Below are 19,381 nucleotides of genomic sequence, written 5' to 3' on the forward strand. Positions count from 1 at the left end.
CGTGGCGTGGAGACTATATGCTCGCAGTGTGGAATATCTTGATCGTTCTGCTGACGGTGGCCGGCATGGAAGTGTTTGCAACGCTGGCTCACAAGTACATCATGCACGGCTGGGGGTGGGGCTGGCACCGCTCGCACCATCGACCGCGTACCGGATGGTTCGAACGCAACGATCTGTATGCCGTGGTGTTTGCGATTTTCGCCATTGGCCTGATCGCCCTCGGCACGGCGGGTGTATGGCCGCTGCAGTGGATCGGCGCGGGCATGACCGCTTATGGCGCAATCTATTTCATCGTACACGACGGGCTGGTGCACAAGCGCTGGCCGTTTCGCTATATTCCCCGGCGCGGCTACCTCAAGCGCCTCTACAAGGCTCATCGGCTGCACCATGCAGTGAAGAGCCGCGAGGACTGCGTATCGTTTGGCTTTCTCTACTCCCCGCCGGTGGAAAAGCTCGAGGCGACGCTCAAGCGCCGCCAGTCAACTACGCCGGGCGCTGCCAAAGCCCCGACGGACGCGGCTCAGGCGTCGCGACGCGAGAACTGAGCGTAAGCGCGCTCGCCTTGGCCAGCAGCGCCAGCTTTTCCGAGCGGCTGGTACTCTGGCGTTTGTCCCAGGCGTGCGCCCCGGCCCGCTGCACCTTCAGACCAATCCTGCGGTAGACCCCGTGGGCGGTGGCAATCGCCCAGGCCGAACGTAGCGGCAGTCCGGCAAGCCCGGCCTTTGCGGAGGCGTAGTAGGGCTCGGCCTCGTTGACCAGGCGCCCGGCAAGCCGCGCAACCCGAGGGCGAAGAGCAGGGTCACTCAGCGTCTCGACCGTCAGCCCCTCTTGTGCAAGCCAGCTTGCCGGCAGGTAGCAGCGCCCGGTGTGGGCGTCCTCGACGATATCCCGGGCGATATTGGTGAGCTGAAACGCCAGGCCCAGATCGCAGGCGCGATCCAGCACGTGCTCATCGCGCACGCCCATCACCTGCGCCATCATCAATCCCACCACGCCCGCCACGTGATAGCAGTAGCGCAGCGTATCCTCGAAGGTGGCGTAGTGCTCCTCGCGTACATCCATGGCAAAGCCTTCCAGATGCTCGAACGCCCGCCGGGGGGCAATAGCGTGCTTGAAGGCGACTTCCTGAAACGCGGCAAAGGCGGGTACCTGCATGGGCTCGCCCGCATAGGCCTGGCGGGTCTGTGCTTCAAGGCCTGCCAGACGCGTCTGCGCGTCGGTAGTGCTGGCGGCACCGGTAGTGAAGCCCAGTGCCTGGTCGTCGATCACGTCGTCGCAGTGGCGGCACCAGGCGTAGAGCATCAGCGCGCTGCGCCGGGTCTCGGCATCGAACAACTTGGCCGCGGTATCGAAGCTCTTGGAGCCAACGGCCATGGTGCGAGTGGCGTGGTCAAGAAGTGGCTGGTTCATGGGCTCAGCTGCTCCACCATCAACCCGGCGGTGGCCTTGGCCGAGCCGATCACGCCCGGGACACCCGCGCCTGGGTGCGTGCCGGCGCCCACGAGATAAAGGTTGGCAATGCGGCTGTCGCGGTTATGCGGGCGGAACCAGGCGCTCTGGGTCAGGATGGGTTCGATGGAAAACGCCGAGCCCTGGTGTGCGCCCAGCTGGTCGCGAAAATCAAACGGCGTGAACATCCGGTGGGTTACCAGCTGATCGCGCAGCCCGGGCATGTAGTGCGCCTCCAGGTAGTCGAAGATGCGCTCGCGCAGTCGCGGACCTTCCACTTCCCAGTCAAGATCAGCAGTGCCCAGGTGCGGCACGGGGGCTAGCACGTAGTAGCTGCCGCAGCCGGGGGGTGCCAATGAGGGGTCGGTGACGCAGGGCGCATGCAGGTAGAGCGAGAAATCCTCGGCCAGGGCGTCGCTGTTGAAGATATCGTCAATCAGTTCCTTGTAGCGCGGCCCGAAACAGACGGTATGGTGGGCCAGCTGCTCATGGTGGTGGTCGAGGCCAAAATAGAGTACGAACAGTGAGTTGCTCATACGCTTGCGCTTGAGCGAGGTGCTGCGCTTGGCGCCTACCGGATGATGGCCGAGCAGCTTTTCGTAGGTGTGCACCACATCGGCGTTGGAGGCCACGGCGCTGGCGTCGATGCGCCGGCCATCGGCCAGCTTTACCGCCTTCAGGGTGTTGCCCTCGGCCTCTAGCTGCGTGACTTCGGCATTGAATTCGATCTCGCCGCCCAGGTCCTTGAAGAGTTTGACCATGCCCTGCACCAGCGCGCCGGTGCCGCCGCGCGGAAACCAGACGCCCCATTCGCGCTCGAGCGCGTGAATCAGCGTGTAGATGGAGGAGGTGGCAAACGGATTGCCCCCGACCAGCAGCGAATGAAACGAGAACGCCTGGCGCAGATGGTCATCCTCGACGAACTTGGCGACCATGCTGTAGACGCTGCGCCAGGCCTGCAGGCGCGCCAGTTGCGGCCCGGCGCGCACCATGTCGCGAAACGACAGAAACGGCACGGTGCCAAGCTTCAGATAGCCCTCCTTGAACACCGCCTGGGAGTAGTCTAGAAAGCGCCGATAACCTTCTACATCCGCCGGGTTGAACTGGCCGATCTGCTCCTCCAGGTGCGCCTGGTCGTTGTCGTAATCGAAGACCTTGCCGGACTCCCAGCACAGCCGGTAGAAGGGCGTGACCGGCATCAGCTCGACGTAGTCGTCAAGGCGTTTGCCGGCGAGGGTGAAAAGCTCCTCGATGGCGCTCGGGTCGGTGATCACCGTGGGGCCAGCATCGAAGGTGAATCCCTGGTCCTGATAGACGTAGGCGCGCCCGCCAGGCTTGTCGCGCTGCTCGAGAATCAGGGTGGGAATGCCCGCCGCCTGAAGACGAATGGCCAGGGCCAGGCCGCCAAAGCCTGACCCGATTACGATTGCTTTACTCATCATGAAAGGCTCGCAGCCGAGGTGTTTGTTTGAGAACCGCCTGTAAGGCCTCGCCTACCGGTACCGGCGGCTTGCCCGTCAGTATTCGCGCCTGGTCGGCAAGCGTCAGCCGGCCGGCATAAAAGCGTGCTATCAGGCCATCGTTCAGGCCGTAAAAGCGCTGCATGACCTGCCAGCGCTTGTCGTCGGGGCCGGCCAGAAACAGCATGCGGTTGAGCATGCGAAAAAAACGCTGCTGCCGCCAGCACTGCCGGGCATAAGCGTGAATAAGGCGATACAGCGACTCCGGCGTCAAGCGGGTCTGTTCAGCGATCCTGTCTGCAAGCGTTACGGCCAGCGGCAGCGAATAGCCGGTGGTCGGATGAAACAGCCCGCCGCGCAGGCCGCTCTGGGGCAGGCCCTTGGCCGCCTGCCAGAAGGCGCTGTGATTGCCGGTCAGGGTGATCGGCAGATTGCCCTGCTCTTCGCGCTGGAGGGCTTTCACTACCCAGCCCTGCGCCTTGGCGTAGTGGGCGATATTTTGCCGTGCCCGGTCGTGGTCGAGCGTGGCCCGGTCGATGTAGTGGGTGTCTTCGATTAAAAGCGTCGTGGGCGTCAGTGGCAGGGTATAGACGAACCGGTAGCCGCCCTGCTGATCCACGGTGGCGTCCATCAGCCGCGGGCGGCTCAGCCCGTGGGGGCGCTCGAGCTGCCACTGCTGGCCGAGAAACGCCTGGAGCCCGATCGTCAGGTGCGGGCTTGGCTGGTAGCCACGCCCGTCGATCACCGCTGCTGCGTTGAAAGTGCGGCCATCCTCCAGGGTAACCGAGGTGGGCGTAAGCGTAGTGACCGGCGCATTCGTGACAAGACGCTCGCCAAGCGCCTGGCGGATGAGCTCGGCAAAGCGCTCGGAGGTGACGCTTGCGTAGCCGCCGGCCACGGTGCGGGCAAGCGCAGGAAAGAAGACGTCGTAATCCGGCCAGCGGTGGGCCACCAGTGGGCTGAGCCAGGCGTGCTGGCCGGCGCTCAGGTCCCCTTCATGAAACGACCAGGTATGGTTGCCGCCGGGCGTGGCGCCGGCCTCAAGCAGCAGCACCTTGAGCTCGGGCTGGCACTGATGCAGGCGCCAGGCTATCAGGCCGTTGGCAAGGCCGGCACCGACTAAAATGAGATCCCACCGGGTATCGTTCATGCGGCCTCCGCCAGAACGGGACGACGCTCGCCGAGCGCTTTTTCGGCAATCCGCGCTGCCCTGGCCGCCCCGCCGGCCTGGGCGAGCGTCGGGTGCATGGTGCGCAGGCGCAGTCGATAGATATCGTCATTGAGCAGACCGCTCAGGTGCTTGGCAAATGTGGTGCTTCGGGCAAACCGCGAGACGCGCTGCCCGATGCCGTGATGCTCGATGCGGGCGGCGACGCCGGGCTGGTCGAACGCCAGCGGCACAGCCAGCATGGGAGTGGCGCTGTGGATGGCATCGACCACGGTATTCAGGCCGCCATGGGTAATCACGGCGCGGGCTTTGGCAAGTACGACAGGCTGGTCGGCGAAATCGGTCACCCAGGTGGTGCCGTGGCGCTCTAGCCGGGCCGCCTGAGCAGCGTCCAGCCCGCCGCAGTGAGCAATCAACAGCGGCATTTCCAGGCGCTGGCAGGCCTTGGCGATCTTGCAAAACAGCGGGTAGCGGTGCCCCTGCAGCGTACCGAGCGAAGCAAACACGAACGGTTTTGGCGGCATCACGCCCGGCGCTTTGGGGCAATGGCTTGAGCGTTCATTGCGCAGTGGTCCTACCGCATGAAAGCAGGCGGGCAGCGCCGAGCGCGGAAAGTCCAGTGAAGCTGGGGTCTGGCTGATCTGGGCAAGCGTCGACAGGCACTCGTGCAGCGAACGGCGCGGCGCAAGCCCCAGGCGTCGGGCATGATGCTCGATCACCCGGGCGTGGCGGCGCATCAGCCAGTCGTAGATTTTCTCGCTGGCATCATAACGGTGGCGAGCGCGGGCGCTGGTCGAGTAGCCAAAGGGCATGACCGGCAGCGGCAGGCCCGGTTCGCGATTGACCGGCAGGGCGCAGGCGATGGATACATAGGGCAGGTCGAGCGCATCGGCTACCAGCCCGCCGGCGGCCTCCATCTGATCGACGATCAGCCCATCGATCTTGAGCGCCTCGAGAGCGGCAGGCAGCTCAGCGCAGAGCATGTCGGTCGTGGCGGCCAGGTCGTCGATCAACCGGAAAAGGCCAAGGCCCGATGGGTGAGCGGCAAGCGCCAGGGTTCGGGCCAGGCTGCCCGGGGCAAGGCGCGTTTCGCCCAGCGGATAAAAGCCGATGCGCGGGTCGTCGAGAAGGCTGCGCGCCTCGAACTGCTGCACGAAGGTGACCCGGTGGCCGCGCTCGATCAGTTGGACCGCCAGAGCCTGAAGCGCCTTGACGTGGCTGTAAAGCGGTGGGGCGACTACCGCATAGTGGCTCATGCACCATCCTCGATACGCCGCAGCACGGCATGCCTGAGCGCCGTCAAATCAGCGCTTTGGGTGCAGAAACAGGTGACCCTGAGCTGTTCGATCACGATCCGGAAGTGGTCGATGACGGCGTCAAGCGAGGTGGTAGCGCTGTGCAGGGCCGCCGCGGCCTGGCCCACCAGATCAGCGCCCAGGCACAGCGCCTTGGCCGCATCGATACCGTCGTTGATACCGCCGGAGGCGATCAGCGGCATCGTGGGCAGTGCCTGGCGTACCTCGCACAGCGCCTGGGCGCTGGGGATGCCCCAGTTGGAAAACGCCATGGCAACGGCACGCTTTTGCGGTGTGCTGGCGCGCTCGCCTTCGACGGCGGCCCAGCTGGTGCCGCCAGCACCGGCGATATCCAGCATGGCCACTCCTGCTTCCTGAAGCTGGCGGGCAACCGCACAAGAGAGCCCGGCGCCGACCTCCTTGACCACCACCGGGGCGCCGAGTGAGGCCGTGATGCGCTCGATGGCGGCAAGAATGCCGCGCCAGTCGCGATCACCGCCGGTCTGCAGGGCTTCCTGCAAGGGGTTCAGGTGAATGATCAGGGCATCTGCCTCGATCATGTCCACCGCTCGCCTGGCGTAGTCGATGCTGCGCTGGCCGGTCAACTGGGCCGCGCCCAGGTTGGCCAGCAGCGGGATATCCGGGGCGAGGAGGCGCAGCTCGCGGGTCAGCCCCCAGTTGGCGTCGCTTTCAAGGGCTACCCGCTGGGAGCCGACGCCCATGGCCAGGCCCAGTGTCTGCGCCGCCTCGGCCAGAAAACGGTTGATGTCATTGGCGCGGCTGGCGCCACCGGTCATGGAGCTGATCAGCAGCGGCGCCTGCATGGCTCGCCCGAAAAGCGATGTGCCCAGGTCGATACTGTCCAGATCGAGTTCGGGCAGCGCACAGTGCTCAAAGCGCCAGCGTTCGAACCCGGTACGGGTCTTCTGCACGGCCAGCGCCGGATTGAGCACGATATCCAGATGATCGTTCTTGCGCTGGGTCAGCTCTGACTCCTGCATGTCCACTCCCTTGAACCTGGTATGAAAATCCCGAAAAACGGGCAAGGTACGCCTGGCAGGCCTTGTGTCATCCGCCGAGCATGGCCAGCTGCCTGTCGAACCAGGCGCGTACAAAGCCTCGGGTAACGGCCTGCTGGCCACAGGCGCGCGTCAAATACTCGTCGGCGCGAACCAGATGCGTCTGCAGGCGCCGGTGTACGTCCTCTGGACCGAAAATGGCCACCAGGGTCGATTTGCCGCTGTCCTGGTGCATGTCCTTGCCGGTGCTGCAGCAGCCATCGGAGAGATCATCCAGCAGCTGAAAGGCCTGCCCCAGGTCCTCGGCAAATCGACGCAGGGGGTGGCGCACCTCGTGAGGCGCACCTGCTGCCAGGGCGGCCATCTGCAGCGTGGCCTCGAACAGCGTGGCGGTCTTCAGCGTGTTGGTCGAGAGAATGGCGTCAGCACTGCGGGCATGGGCGCCTTCGCTGAGATCACGAAACTGGCCCTGTACCAGCCCTTCAAGACCCGACGCGCGGGAAAGCTCTGCGGATGCCTGGGTTTTGCAGCTGTCCGTCAGGCCCTGGGCCTCGGCCACGACGCCAAACGCGCGGCTGAGCAGCGCCACGGCGGCAAGAATTGCCACGCTTTCACCAAACTGGCGATGAATCGTCGGCTGGCCACGGCGCAGCGCTGCGTCGTCCATGCATGGAATGTCGTCCAGAATCAGCGAAGCGGCATGGACCATTTCCACCGCGCAGGCAAGGTCTACAAGTCCGGGCTGTTCGGCCGAGCCGCCCAGGTCCTGTGCTACCAGCAGCAGCAGCAGGGGCCGAATGCGCTTGCCCGGCGCCAGGGTGCCTGCGCGCATGGCCGCGCTCACCAGGTCTCGCTCGCTACCTTCTGGCAGCAGTTGTGAAAGGCGGGCCTGGAGTGTATCGCGTAGCGTCTGCAACGCGGTTTCATGGCTTGCAAGGGTATCGACGCTGGCGTTCATTGAAGCAGTCCCTGGTTTCCCGTTATGGCAATCTGTCTATCAGATACGGTAGAGCTGGTGGCGGCAGACCCACGTACCCCCATCCTGCCTGTCACTTTACCGTACTGGCGGCTGACGTCTTGTCAACGCAACGAGCTTGTTATCGTCAGCGCATGTGTTCAGCGATTAGAAAAGCGTAATCCATATGCGCTGAATTTTCTTTAATTCCCGGATTTAGGTAATTATTTTTCATGCAAGAACGTCCGATGTGCCCAGGTATGTGCATGGTGCGGGGGCGGCTTTAAATCACGGGTTTCTCGGTGGGACAAGTTCGAACGGCAGCAGCGAAGGGCTGTCGCTGCCCGAACGCTCGAGGTGGAAAAACTGCTGACGACTACGCTCCACGTACTCGATCATTTCGTAGTAGCGGCGAATATTGCGCACGTAGATGACCGGCTCTCCGCCGCGCGCGTAGCCGTGGCGGGTCTGGCCGTACCAGGCCTGATGCTGCAAGAGCGGCAGGGACTCGCGCACGTCGCGCCACAGGTTCGGGTCGCCGCCACGGGTTTCGGTGATCTTGCGTGCATCGTAAAGATGCCCAAGCCCTATGTTGTAAGCCGCCATGGCCATGTACAGGCGATCATTTCCGGTGATGCTTTCCGGCAGTCGGTCCTTGAGGCTGCGCAGGTAGCGCGCGCCACCATCGATACTCTGCGCTGCGTCGCGCCGGTTGTTGACGCCCATTTCGTCGGCGGTCGGGTGGGTCAACATCATCAATCCGCGCACGCCGGTCGGCGAGACGGCTTCTTCATCCCAGTGCGACTCCTGATAACCCACGGCGGCCAGCAGCTTCCAGTCAAACCCGGTATCGCTGGCGGCCTGCTGGAAAAGCTCGACGAGCGGCGGCAGGCGGGCGTCCAGATGGGCAAGAAAGGTGCGTGTACCCACATACTCCAGATAGTCATCGTGGCCAAAGTAGCGGTTGACCAGGTGATTGAGCGTGCCGCTTTCATCCAGATCCTGCAAGAACCGATTGGCTTCCTCCAGCAGCCCCAGTCCACGCCCGCTGGGCACGGCCCATACCATGGAGAGCGGGTCACCCACCAGAAAGCCGCGCTCGACCTCGGGGAAGAACAGGCGGTTGAGCCTGAACTGGTGATCAAAGATTACCGCCGCGTCGAGCGCTCCGCTCTCTACCTGGGCAAGCAGCTCGGCAATTTCAAGTGCCGGGGACTCCTTCCAGCTCAAGGCGGGGTACTCCTGCTGGAGCTCGCGCAGCGCTTCGCTGGTGCCTGCGTCGCTCAGGGTGCCAAGCTCGAGCCCGACCAGGTCGGCTGGCTCCTGTATACCGTAAAGGCCGCGGCGATAGACCACCAGCGGCTGCATCTGAATGATCGGGCGGGTGTAATGTATTCCGGGAGTGGCGGGCTTGAGCGGCAGGGCCGCGGCACCAAAATCGCCCCGCTCACGCACCGCCGAAAGCACGCTCTCAGGATGGTGCTTGGCGTTCAGGTTCAGGCTGACGCCCAGATGCTCGGCAAACAGGTGCATCAGCTCATACTCGAAACCGGTCGGCCCCTGGCGTCCTTCGTAGTAGGTCGTGGGCGTATTGCGGGTATGGGCGGTAATGAAATCACGTGCCTTGATCTGCGCTAGATGCTCCCCTGGCAAGAGCTTGGGAAACGTCGGCACAAGAATCAGTAAAACAATGATTAGTAACGCAAAATAGAGGCGCGAGCGGGGCGGGAGATGGCGGTGAATCAGCGTCGGCATGGGGTCTTGTCAGCTTGAAACAAGCTGCCACGATACCCAGCCGAGGGCAGGCTGTCACCTTGTTGATTTCGTGTGGCCGCCGCTTTCCAGTATCATGGTGCCAACCAGTGTCATGAAGGGGGCCGCCTGGCGGCCTCTATTACCCTGCTCGAATTCTCCCTGCTCTAGAGGCTTCAGGATATGCTCGAACTGCGAGGCGCGCCCGCCCTTTCTGCCTTCCGTCATACACGGCTGTTAACGGTGCTGCGTGAACGTGTCCCCGAGGTGGAGGCGCTGTCTGCCCACTATGTTCATTTCATTGATCACCGTGAAGAGCTCAGTGATGCCTCCCGCGAGCGCCTGGCCCAACTGCTGGACTACGGCACCGCGCTCCAGGATGCCGAGCTGGACGATGGCCGGCGCTTTCTGGTCGTGCCGCGCCTAGGAACGCAGTCCCCCTGGTCCTCCAAGGCGACCGACATTGCCCACAACTGCGGGCTTGACGGTGTCCGCCGCATCGAGCGGGGCGTGGATTACCGGGTCGCCTTCAGCAGTGCGCCTGACAGTGAGCGCCTGGCGGCCGTGGCGGCGCTGCTGCACGACCGCATGACCGAAACCGTGCTGGAAGACACCGCTGATGCGGCGCGGCTTTTCGCCCGCCACGACCCGGCGCCGCTGGGCAGCGTGGATATTCTGGGCAGTGGCCGCGAAGCGCTGGTGGTAGCCAACCGCGAGCTGGGCCTGGCTCTTGCCGACGATGAGGTCGACTATCTGGTCGATGCCTTCAACGAACTGAACCGCAACCCGACCGATATCGAGCTGATGATGTTCGCCCAGGCGAACTCCGAGCACTGCCGGCACAAGATCTTCAACGCCGACTGGGTGATCGACGGCGAGCCCCAGGCCCAGTCGCTGTTCAAGATGATCAAGAACACCTTTGCCACGTCGCCGGATAACGTGCTCTCCGCCTACAGCGATAACGCAGCGGTCATCAAGGGCAGCCAGGCCGGGCGTTTCTTCGCCACGCCCTTGACCGGTGCCGAAGACGAGCGCGCGCTTTACGGCGCGCATCAGGAGCCCATCCATATCCTGATGAAGGTGGAGACCCACAACCATCCGACGGCGATTGCGCCTTTCCCGGGGGCAGCCACCGGCTCCGGCGGCGAGATCCGCGACGAGGGCGCCACCGGCATCGGCGGCAAGCCCAAGGCGGGGCTTGCCGGTTTCACCGTTTCCAACCTGCGCATTCCAGAGTTCGTGCAGCCCTGGGAAGCGTTCGATTACGGCAAGCCCGAGCGCATGCAGTCGGCGCTTTCCATCATGCTGGAAGGCCCGATCGGCGGGGCGGCATTCAACAACGAGTTCGGCCGGCCCAACCTGACCGGCTACTTCCGTACCTACGAGCAGGAGGCGCTCAACGAGGGCGGTATCGAGCGGCGCGGCTTCCACAAGCCAATCATGATTGCCGGCGGGTATGGCAACATTCGCGCCCAGCACGTGCAGAAGGGCGATATCCCCGTCGGCGGCAAGCTGATCGTGATGGGTGGCCCGGCCATGCTGATTGGCCTGGGCGGCGGGGCGGCATCCAGCATGTCCTCGGGTACTTCCAGCGCCGATCTGGATTTTGCCTCGGTTCAGCGCGAGAACCCGGAGATCGAGCGCCGCGCCCAGGAAGTCATCGACCGCTGCTGGTCGCTGGGGGACAAGAACCCGATCCGCTTTATCCACGATGTAGGCGCAGGCGGGCTTTCCAACGCGCTGCCGGAGCTGGTGAAGGACGGCAACCGCGGCGGGCTTTTCGACCTGCGCGCCGTGCCCAACGCCGAACCCGGCATGAGCCCGCTCGAAATCTGGTGCAACGAAGCCCAGGAGCGTTACGTGCTGGCGGTGGCGCCGGAAGACCTGGCGACCTTCGATGCGCTGTGCAAGCGCGAGCGCTGCCCTTATGCGGTCGTCGGCGAGGCCCAGGCGGATCACCACCTGGAAGTGCGCGATGGTCACTTCAATACCAAGCCGATCGATCTGCCCATGAGCGTGCTGTTCGGCAAGCCGCCGAAGATGCAGCGCAGTTTCGAGCGTCGCACGCCCGAGCTTTCCGGCGTGATGCTGGATAACCTGGATCTGCGCGAGGCGCTTGACCGCGTACTGCGCCTGCCTGCCGTGGCCTCCAAGAGCTTCCTGATCACCATTGGCGATCGCTCGATTACCGGGCAGGTTGCCCGCGACCAGATGGTCGGCCCCTGGCAGGTGCCGGTAGCGGATGTGGCAGTGACCACCGCCAGTTACGACACCCATGCCGGTGAAGCCATGGCAATGGGCGAACGCCCGCCGGTGGCCTTGATCGACCCGGCCGCCAGTGCCCGCCTGGCGGTGGCCGAGGCAATCACCAACCTGGCGGCGGCCCCGATTGCCAAGCTCTCCGATATCAAGCTCTCGGCCAACTGGATGAGCGCGGCGGATCATCCCGGCGAGAATCAAGCGCTGTATGACGCGGTACATGCGGTGGGCATGGAGCTTTGCCCGGCGCTTGGCATTGCCGTGCCGGTGGGCAAGGACTCGATGTCCATGCGCACCGCCTGGCAGGATGAGAACGAGCAGGGCGAGCTGGAGGCGAAAAGCGTCACCTCGCCGCTGGCGGCGGTGATTACCGGGTTCGCCCCGGTGGTCGATGCGCTGGCCACGCTGACGCCCCAGATCAACATGGAGCAGGATGAGTCGGATCTGATCCTGATCGACCTGGGCAACGGCCGAAACCGTCTGGGTGGCTCGGCGCTTGCCCAGGTCTACGGTCAGGTGGGCGACAACTGCCCGGACCTGGATGACCCGGAAGACCTGAAGGCGTTTTTCGAGGTAATCCAGGGGCTCAACCGTGATGGCAAGCTGCTGGCCTATCATGACCGCAGCGATGGCGGCCTGCTGGTGACCCTGCTGGAGATGGCCTTTGCCGCCCACGCCGGGCTCGAGATCAAGCTCGACTGGATGATCGACGAGCCGGTGGAAGCGCTCAACGCGCTGTTCTCCGAAGAGCTGGGCGCAGTGATTCAGGTCAACCGCCAGCACACCGAAGAAGTACTGACCCAATTTGCCGTGGCGGGCATCGAGACCTGCGGCGTCATCGCCCGACCGCGCTACGACGATCAGGTACGCGTCACCCTGTTCGAAGAGCCGCTGCTGGAAACTACCCGCCAGCTGACCCAGCGTACCTGGTCGGAGACCAGCTACCGCCTTCAGGCGCTGCGCGACAACCCCGAGTGTGCCAAGAACGAGTTCGACAACCTGCTCGATGCACGCGACCCGGGCCTTTCGGCCACGCCGACGTTCGATGTCAACGAGGACATCAGCGCGCCGTTCGTCAACCTGGCCAAGCCCGCCATGGCGATACTGCGCGAGCAGGGCGTCAATGGTCAGGTCGAGATGGGCTGGGCCTTCGACAAGGCCGGTTTTGACGCGGTGGATGTGCACATGAGCGACCTCCTTGAAGGCCGCGTCAGCCTGGATGAATTCAAGGGGCTGGTCGCCTGTGGCGGCTTCTCCTATGGCGACGTACTGGGCGCTGGCGGCGGCTGGGCGAAGTCGGTGCTGTTCAACGAGCGCGCGCGCGAGCAGTTTGCGGCGTTCTTCAGCCGCGAGGACAGCTTCTCGCTGGGCGTGTGCAACGGCTGCCAGATGCTCTCCCAGCTCAAGTCGCTGATTCCCGGTGCCGAGGAGTGGCCTGGCTTCGTGCGCAACGAATCCGAGCAGTTCGAGGCACGGGTCGCCATGCTGCGGGTCGAGAAGACACCTTCGATCCTGCTGGCGGGTATGGAGGGCTCCCAACTGCCCATTGCCGTGGCCCACGGAGAAGGGCGTGCCGAGTTCCGCGACAGCGCGCATCTGCGCCGCATGCAGTCCAGCAACCAGATCGCCCTGCGCTATATCGACAACTATGGCCAGGTCACTACCCGCTACCCGGCCAACCCCAATGGTTCGCCATCAGGCATTACCGGCCTGACCACGCCGGATGGCCGCGTGACCATCATGATGCCTCACCCGGAGCGCGTGACCCGTGCGGTCACCAACTCCTGGCGCCCGGCAGAGTGGACACAAGACGGCGCCTGGCTGCGCATGTTCCGCAACGCGCGGGTATGGGTAGGCTAAGCGCCGCCTGGTAACACAACAGCAACGCATGACGGCGGCCTTGGGGCCGCCGTCATCGCTTAGCGCAGGACTACCGGGCCCATGGGCGCCTGGTTCAATCATTTTTGCCGAAGGAGCATCATGTCGTCACCTGCCTTGCGGCCTTACCAGACGGATGCCGTGAAACGCGTCGTGGAGCACTTTCGCGGCTCCAGCGAGCCTGCCGTGGTGGTGCTGCCCACCGGCAGCGGCAAGTCGCTGGTCATCGCCGAGCTTGCCCGCCTTGCCCGTGGGCGTGTGCTGGTGCTTGCTCACGTGCGCGAACTGGTCGAGCAGAATCACGCCAAGTACCAGGCCTATGGGCTCGAGGCGGACATCTTCAGCGCCGGGCTCAAGCGCAAGGAGGCGTCGCGTCAGGTGGTGTTCGGCTCGGTGCAGTCGGTGGTGCGCAACCTGGACGCCTTCAACGATGCAGGCTTCACGCTGCTGGTGATCGACGAGTGCCACCGGGTCTCCCTGGACAAGGATGCCAGCTATCGCCAGGTCATCGATCACCTGCGGGCTCAGAATGAACATCTCAAGGTGCTGGGCCTGACCGCCACGCCCTATCGGCTGGGGCAAGGGTTCATCTACTACCGCCACTACCACGGCATGGTGCGCGGGGGCGAGGAGAGCTTCTTTCGCGACTGCGTGTTCGAGCAGCCTTTGCGGCTGATGGTCAAGCAGGGCTATCTGGCCGAGCCAAAACGCCTGGACATGGCCATTGAAGGCTATGATTTCTCGTTGCTGGCGCCTGCCGAGAGCGGCCATTACCGTGAAGCCGAGCTGAACCGGGTCGTGGCCGGCAACCGCGCCACGCCCATGATCATCCGCCAGATCATCGAGCGGGCCGCTGATCGCCAGGGAGTGATGATCTTTGCCGCCACCGTGGCCCATGCCGAAGAGATCATGGGCTACTTGCCGGCGGGGGAGGCGGCGCTGATTACCGGGGCTACGCCGTCGGTGGAGCGCACCGCGCTGATCGATGCCTTCAAGGCGCGCACGCTCAAGTATCTGGTCAACGTCTCGGTGCTGACCACGGGCTTCGATGCGCCGCACGTGGATTTGATTGCCATGCTGCGCCCCACGGAGTCGGTGAGCCTCTATCAGCAGATTGCCGGGCGGGGCCTGCGCCTCTCGCCGGGCAAGCAGGAGTGCCTGATTCTGGATTACGCCGGCAACCCCTGGGATCTCTACGCGCCGGAAGTAGGCGAGCCGAAGCCGCCCGGTGACAACGAGCCGGTTCAGGTGCCGTGCCCGGCCTGTGGCCACGCCAACCTGTTCTGGGGCAAGCGCGACGGCGAGCTGGTCATCGAACACTTTGGCCGCCGCTGCCAAGGGCTGGTGGAGGATGACGACGGCCGCCGCGTTCAGTGCGATTTTCGCTTTCGCTTCAAGGTGTGCGACCACTGTGGCGCGGAGAACGATATCGCCGCCCGGCGATGTCACGGCTGCGAACAGCTGCTGGTGGATGCCGACGACAAGCTCAAGGACGCCCTGAAACTCAAGGACGCGCGGGTGCTGCGGGTCAGCGGTATGCAGCTCGAGGCGACCCGCAACGGGCGCGGGCTGCCGCGGCTGAAGGTGACCTATCACGATGAGGACGGCGCGACGCTCGCCGAGTGGTTTGCCCTGGAAACCCCTGCCCAGCGCCGGGCGTTTTATGCCGCCTTTCTGCGCCGCCACCTGCGCGCGCCGGGCACGCCCTGGCAGCCGCAGACGCCGGAGGAGGTCATCGCCGACGAGCGGCGCCTGCGCGCACCGGATTTCGTGGTCGGGCGCAAGGTGGGGCGGCATTTTCAGATTCGCGACAAGCTTTTCGATTACCATGGCCGCTACCGCAAGGCCGACGAGGCCGGCTGAGGCGCCAGCGCTTGCCTCTGCCGGTTTTGCTACACTGCCCGCCAGCCCATTGACCAGGAGATAGCTACCGCGTGAGCGAGACACAAGGCGCCCCGGCTGAGACAGATTTACCCCCTGACACCGCATCAGCGCCGGTGCAGGAAGCGCTTGGGCGGTTGTTCGACGAGCCGATCACCCAGTTGCCGGAGGATCTGTACATTCCGCCAGAAGCGCTGCGCGTGTTTCTGGAAACCTTCGAAGGCCCGCTGGACCTGCTGCTCTATCTGATCCGCCGGCAGAACCTGGATATCCTGACCATCAACGTGGCCGCCATCACTCACCAGTACATCGAGTACGTGGAGCTGATGAAGGCCATGGAGATCGAACTTGCCGGCGAGTATCTCCTGATGGCGGCCATGCTGGCGGAGATCAAGTCGCGCACGCTGCTGCCAAGGCCGCCCAAGGCAGAAGGCGAGGAGGAAGAGGACCCGCGTGCCGAACTGATTCGAAGACTTCAGGAGTACGAGCGCCTGAAGGCCGCGGCCGAAACCCTGGATACGCTGCCGCGCATGGGCCGCGACTGGTTCAGCGTGCAGGCCGGCCTGCCGCCGATCGAGGCGCGGGTGATTCATCCGGACGTGGAGCTCGATGAACTGCTCGGCGCGCTGTCTTCCGTTCTCAGGCGCGCCGAGCTCATTCAGGCGCACCAGATCAGCCGGGAGGTGCTCTCGACCCGTGAGCGCATGCTCAGGATCATGGAGCAGCTGACCCAGGAGCACTACACCCCCTTCGAGGCCCTGTTTGTGCTGGAAGAGGGACGGGCGGGCGTGGTGGTCACCTTCATGGCGATACTGGAGCTGGCCAAGGAGTCGATGATCGAGATCGTCCAGAATGCGCCGCTGTCGCCGATTCATGTACGCGCGCGCAGCGGTACCGAGGTCGATGCAGAAGAGGATGTGTTCGAGGCGTCGGCGTTTGACGAGCCGGCCTTCGAGCCCGATGAGAAGTCGCCATGAGAGACACGACCCTAGACGACATTATGGAAGCGGCGCTTCTGGCCGCCGGCGAACCGCTGGCGCTGGAGCGCCTTGAAACGCTGTTTCTGGAACAGGAGCGCCCCGCCCGGCGGGAGCTTCGCGAGGCGCTGGCCAGGCTTTCGGCGCGCCACAAGGAGGGAGCGCTGGAGCTGGTCGAGACTGCTTCAGGGTTTCAGCTGCGCATTCGCCCACGGCTGTCGCATTGGGTGTCGCGGCTGTGGGACGAGCGCCCCCAGCGCTACTCCCGGGCGCTGCTGGAAACGCTGGCGCTGGTCGCTTATCGTCAGCCGGTTACCCGTGGAGACATCGAGGAGGTGCGCGGCGTCAGCGTGAGCAGTTCGATCATGCGCACCCTGATGGAGCGCGGCTGGATTCGCGTGGTCGGGCACCGCGACGTACCCGGACGACCGTCGGTCTATGCCACCACGCGCAGCTTTCTGGACGACTTCGGGCTCAAGACGCTGGATGCCTTGCCCCCCATGCACGAGCTTGCCAAGTGGGGCGAGAGCGACGACGCTGATACACAAGATACCCAGGAAGACCTGCCGCTGGCCAGCGCTTCAGCTGATGAGCAAGACGGGCAGGAAAGACTGGACGAGGCGCCGGAAAGCGTGCAGGATGCGCCACCCGAGACGGCTGAGACAGCCGACGACCACGCCGAGACGGCGTTAACCCAGCCGCTGAGCTTTGCCGATCTGGAAGCACGGCTCGCGGCACGTGCGCAGCGCACCGATGATGAAAGCGCCCGCACGCAGACCAATGATACGAGGTCAGACGATCATGACTCAGAGCACTAACACGCCCCCCGCCAACGAAAAACTGCAAAAGGTGCTGGCGCGAGCCGGGCTTGGTTCACGGCGCGAGATGGAAACTGCCATTGCCGACGGCCGGGTGAAGGTCAATGGCCAGGTCGCCAAGCTGGGCGACCGCGTCGATATGCGTGACAAGGTCAATTTTGATGACCGGCCCGTGACGCTGCGCCCGGAAAACGAAGCGCCGCGCCGGGTGATCATGTACAACAAGCCCGAAGGCGAACTGTGCACGCGCAAGGACCCGGAAGGCCGTCGCACGGTGTTCGAGCGCCTGCCGCGCTTGAAAGGCGAGCGCTGGATCGCCATTGGCCGTCTGGATATCAATACCAGCGGCCTGCTGCTGTTCACCACCGATGGCGAACTCGCCAACCGCCTGATGCATCCCTCGACCCAGGTGGAGCGGGAGTACGCGGTGCGTGTGATGGGAGAGGTCAAGCGTGAGCATATCGTCGCCATGGTGGATGGCGTCATGCTCGAAGACGGCCCGGCGCGTTTTACCGACGTTCAGGAGTTCGGCGGCGAAGGCATCAACACCTGGTTCCACGTCGTGATCCTGGAGGGCCGCAACCGCGAAGTGCGTCGCCTGTGGGAATCCCAGGAGCTTACCGTCAGCCGCCTGAAGCGGGTGCGCTACGGCAATATCTTCCTGGACAAGCGCGCCAAGGCAGGCGAGTGGGTCGAGCTGACCCAGGACGAAGTCGATGACCTGGCCACGCTTGCCAACCTGGAAACCCGCAAGGTACCTGAGCTCACGCCCGACGAGAAGAACCGCTGGAGCCGTGACAAGAACAAGCGCCGTCCGGTGCAGGCGATGCGCAAGCCCAGGCAGAACCGTCGCTGAGCGGCCTGACGAAAGCAGGGCGTTGAGAGAAAGCTAAAAAAGCCCTTGCCATCCATAAGTCGTATCTGTACTATATGCATCCGTTCGAGGGGGTCGTTAGCTCAGTTGGTAGAGCAGTTGACTTTTAATCAATTGGTCGTAGGTTCGAATCCTACACGACCCACCACTTGAACGAAATACGGCCCGGTCTTGAGCGGCGCTGTGATAGAACGTCATCAAAGCATGAATTTGGGTCGTTAGCTCAGTTGGTAGAGCAGTTGACTTTTAATCAATTGGTCGTAGGTTCGAATCCTACACGACCCACCAAATTCAACGCCCCTGGTAGCCTCGCTGCCAGGGGCGTTTTGCCGTGTGCGGCTTCTGCCTTCGCTGCCACTTGCGAAGCGCTGTGGCTTGCCACCACAATAGCCCACGCTTTTCGCGCTTGAAACATGGTGCAAAGGCGGATCTGCGCCCGGCCGCCGCGAAAGACGCAAAGGCCTGGTGCAATGGCGGGCGGCAGCTGTGGATGACACTGCCGCGACGGTGTTCAACAGGGGGATTCCCTGTTCGTCACAGTGGTAGACACGATGACTATGATGACTACGGCAGAGCTTGATGCTCCGCAACAAAGCCCTTATTGCCCTACCCGTATCCCTGCAGAAGACCAGGCGCGCGTGGCCGAGATAAAGGCACTGCTTCAGGCCAACAATGCGGTACTGGTTGCGCACTACTATACCGACGATGCCATTCAGCAGCTGGCCGAAGAGACCGGTGGCTGTGTGGCCGACTCCCTGGAAATGGCCCGCTTCGGCGCACGTCATGAGGCGACCACGCTAGTCGTGGCGGGCGTGCGTTTCATGGGCGAGACGGCCAAGATCCTGTCTCCGGAAAAGCGGGTGCTCATGCCAACCCTCGAGGCCACCTGCTCGCTGGACCTCGGCTGTCCCGAGGCGGCCTTCAATGCCTTCTGTGATGCTCACCCGGATCGCACGGTGGTGGTTTACGCCAACACCTCGGCCGCGGTCAAGGCGCGGGCTGACTGGGTAGTGACTTCCTCCATTGCCGTCGAGGTGATCGAGCACCTGCAGGCCCGGGGAGAAAAGATTCTCTGGGCGCCGGACAAGCACCTGGGTGGCTATATCCAGAAAAAGACCGGCGCGGACATGCTGCTGTGGGAAGGGGCCTGTATCGTCCATGAAGAGTTCAAGGCCAAGGGGATTGCAGACCTCAAGCGCCTTTACCCTGACGCTGCGGTGCTGGTGCATCCGGAGTCGCCGGAGCCCGTGGTGCGCATGGCGGATGTGGCCGGCTCGACCTCGCAGCTGATCAGCGCCGCAAAGACGCTGCCCAATGACAAGCTGATCGTGGCCACGGACCGGGGGATTTTCTTCAAGATGCAGCAGGCGGTGCCGGGCAAGGCGCTGTTCGAGGCGCCTACCGCCGGTAATGGCGCCACCTGCCGTAGCTGCGCCCACTGCCCGTGGATGGCCATGAACGCGCTGGATAACCTGGCGGACGCCCTGCGCCAGGGCAGCGGCGAGATTGTGGTGGACGAGGCGCTTCGTCTGCGTGCCCTGATGCCCCTGGAGCGGATGCTGAGTTTCAACGCCCGGCGCTAGTACCGCGCGCAGC

At 64.0% G+C, this 19,381-nt stretch carries 14 protein-coding genes and 2 tRNA genes; 9 read left to right on the top strand and 7 right to left on the bottom strand.

Annotated features, from left to right (window positions below; translation table 11 throughout):
- The first annotated feature begins 17 nt into the window (after positions 1-17).
- Entirely contained in the window at positions 18-545 is a 528-nt protein-coding gene (locus tag HW452_RS00425) for a sterol desaturase family protein (RefSeq protein ID WP_224104134.1), read from the top strand.
- Here HW452_RS00425 and crtB read toward each other — a convergent pair.
- The 7 genes from crtB to mltF all read right to left on the bottom strand — a co-directional run bounded on the left by crtB (position 484) and on the right by mltF (position 9,101).
- Entirely contained in the window at positions 484-1,410 is a 927-nt protein-coding gene (crtB, locus tag HW452_RS00430) for a 15-cis-phytoene synthase CrtB (RefSeq protein ID WP_224104135.1), read from the bottom strand. The genes HW452_RS00425 and crtB overlap by 62 nt on opposite strands.
- Complete coding sequence (locus tag HW452_RS00435; protein ID WP_224104136.1) at positions 1,407-2,891, bottom strand: phytoene desaturase; 1,485 nt, start codon at positions 2,889-2,891, stop codon at positions 1,407-1,409. Before HW452_RS00435 ends, crtB begins: the two co-directional genes overlap by 4 nt.
- Positions 2,881-4,059: a lycopene beta-cyclase CrtY gene (crtY, locus tag HW452_RS00440; RefSeq protein WP_224104137.1), complete on the bottom strand. Its 1,179-nt coding sequence runs from the start codon at positions 4,057-4,059 to the stop codon at positions 2,881-2,883. Before crtY ends, HW452_RS00435 begins: the two co-directional genes overlap by 11 nt.
- The gene (locus tag HW452_RS00445; RefSeq protein ID WP_224104138.1) at positions 4,056-5,333 is read right to left on the bottom strand and encodes a glycosyltransferase; all 1,278 of its coding nucleotides are present in this window, start codon (positions 5,331-5,333) and stop codon (positions 4,056-4,058) included. The genes crtY and HW452_RS00445 overlap by 4 nt, the downstream gene beginning before the upstream one ends.
- Positions 5,330-6,373 carry a type 2 isopentenyl-diphosphate Delta-isomerase gene (gene fni / locus HW452_RS00450; RefSeq protein ID WP_224104139.1) on the bottom strand — a complete coding sequence of 348 codons (1,044 nt, stop codon included), beginning with the start codon at positions 6,371-6,373 and terminating at the stop codon, positions 5,330-5,332. Before fni ends, HW452_RS00445 begins: the two co-directional genes overlap by 4 nt.
- Positions 6,374-6,440: 67 nt before the next feature.
- On the bottom strand, positions 6,441-7,349 hold the full coding sequence (locus tag HW452_RS00455) for a polyprenyl synthetase family protein (RefSeq protein ID WP_224104140.1): 909 nt from the start codon (positions 7,347-7,349) through the stop codon (positions 6,441-6,443).
- A gap of 285 nt (positions 7,350-7,634) precedes the next feature.
- Complete coding sequence (gene mltF / locus HW452_RS00460; RefSeq protein WP_224104141.1) at positions 7,635-9,101, bottom strand: membrane-bound lytic murein transglycosylase MltF; 1,467 nt, start codon at positions 9,099-9,101, stop codon at positions 7,635-7,637.
- A gap of 180 nt (positions 9,102-9,281) precedes the next feature.
- Between mltF and purL the strand changes: the two genes are divergently transcribed.
- The 8 genes from purL (at position 9,282) to nadA (ending at position 19,368) form a co-directional block, all read left to right on the top strand.
- The gene (gene purL / locus HW452_RS00465; protein ID WP_224104142.1) at positions 9,282-13,217 is read left to right on the top strand and encodes a phosphoribosylformylglycinamidine synthase; all 3,936 of its coding nucleotides are present in this window, start codon (positions 9,282-9,284) and stop codon (positions 13,215-13,217) included.
- 120 nt (positions 13,218-13,337) lie between these two features.
- On the top strand, positions 13,338-15,098 hold the full coding sequence (locus tag HW452_RS00470; RefSeq protein WP_224104143.1) for a DEAD/DEAH box helicase: 1,761 nt from the start codon (positions 13,338-13,340) through the stop codon (positions 15,096-15,098).
- Between the two features lie 71 nt (positions 15,099-15,169).
- The gene (locus HW452_RS00475; protein WP_425348075.1) at positions 15,170-16,093 is read left to right on the top strand and encodes a segregation and condensation protein A; all 924 of its coding nucleotides are present in this window, start codon (positions 15,170-15,172) and stop codon (positions 16,091-16,093) included.
- Complete coding sequence (gene scpB, locus HW452_RS00480) at positions 16,090-16,911, top strand: SMC-Scp complex subunit ScpB (protein WP_224104144.1); 822 nt, start codon at positions 16,090-16,092, stop codon at positions 16,909-16,911. Before HW452_RS00475 ends, scpB begins: the two co-directional genes overlap by 4 nt.
- Positions 16,895-17,767 carry a 23S rRNA pseudouridine(2605) synthase RluB gene (gene rluB, locus HW452_RS00485; RefSeq protein WP_224104145.1) on the top strand — a complete coding sequence of 291 codons (873 nt, stop codon included), beginning with the start codon at positions 16,895-16,897 and terminating at the stop codon, positions 17,765-17,767. The genes scpB and rluB overlap by 17 nt, the downstream gene beginning before the upstream one ends.
- 90 nt (positions 17,768-17,857) lie before the next feature.
- Positions 17,858-17,933, top strand: a tRNA-Lys gene (locus tag HW452_RS00490).
- A 64-nt stretch (positions 17,934-17,997) separates the two neighbouring features.
- Positions 17,998-18,073, top strand: a tRNA-Lys gene (locus HW452_RS00495).
- A 263-nt stretch (positions 18,074-18,336) separates the two neighbouring features.
- A complete protein-coding gene (nadA, locus tag HW452_RS00500) occupies positions 18,337-19,368 on the top strand; it encodes a quinolinate synthase NadA (protein WP_224104146.1) in 1,032 nt (343 codons plus the stop codon).
- The last annotated feature ends 13 nt before the right edge of the window (positions 19,369-19,381 follow it).

Source organism: Vreelandella aquamarina (genome assembly GCF_020075495.1).
Lineage (GTDB): Bacteria > Pseudomonadota > Gammaproteobacteria > Pseudomonadales > Halomonadaceae > Vreelandella > Vreelandella aquamarina_A.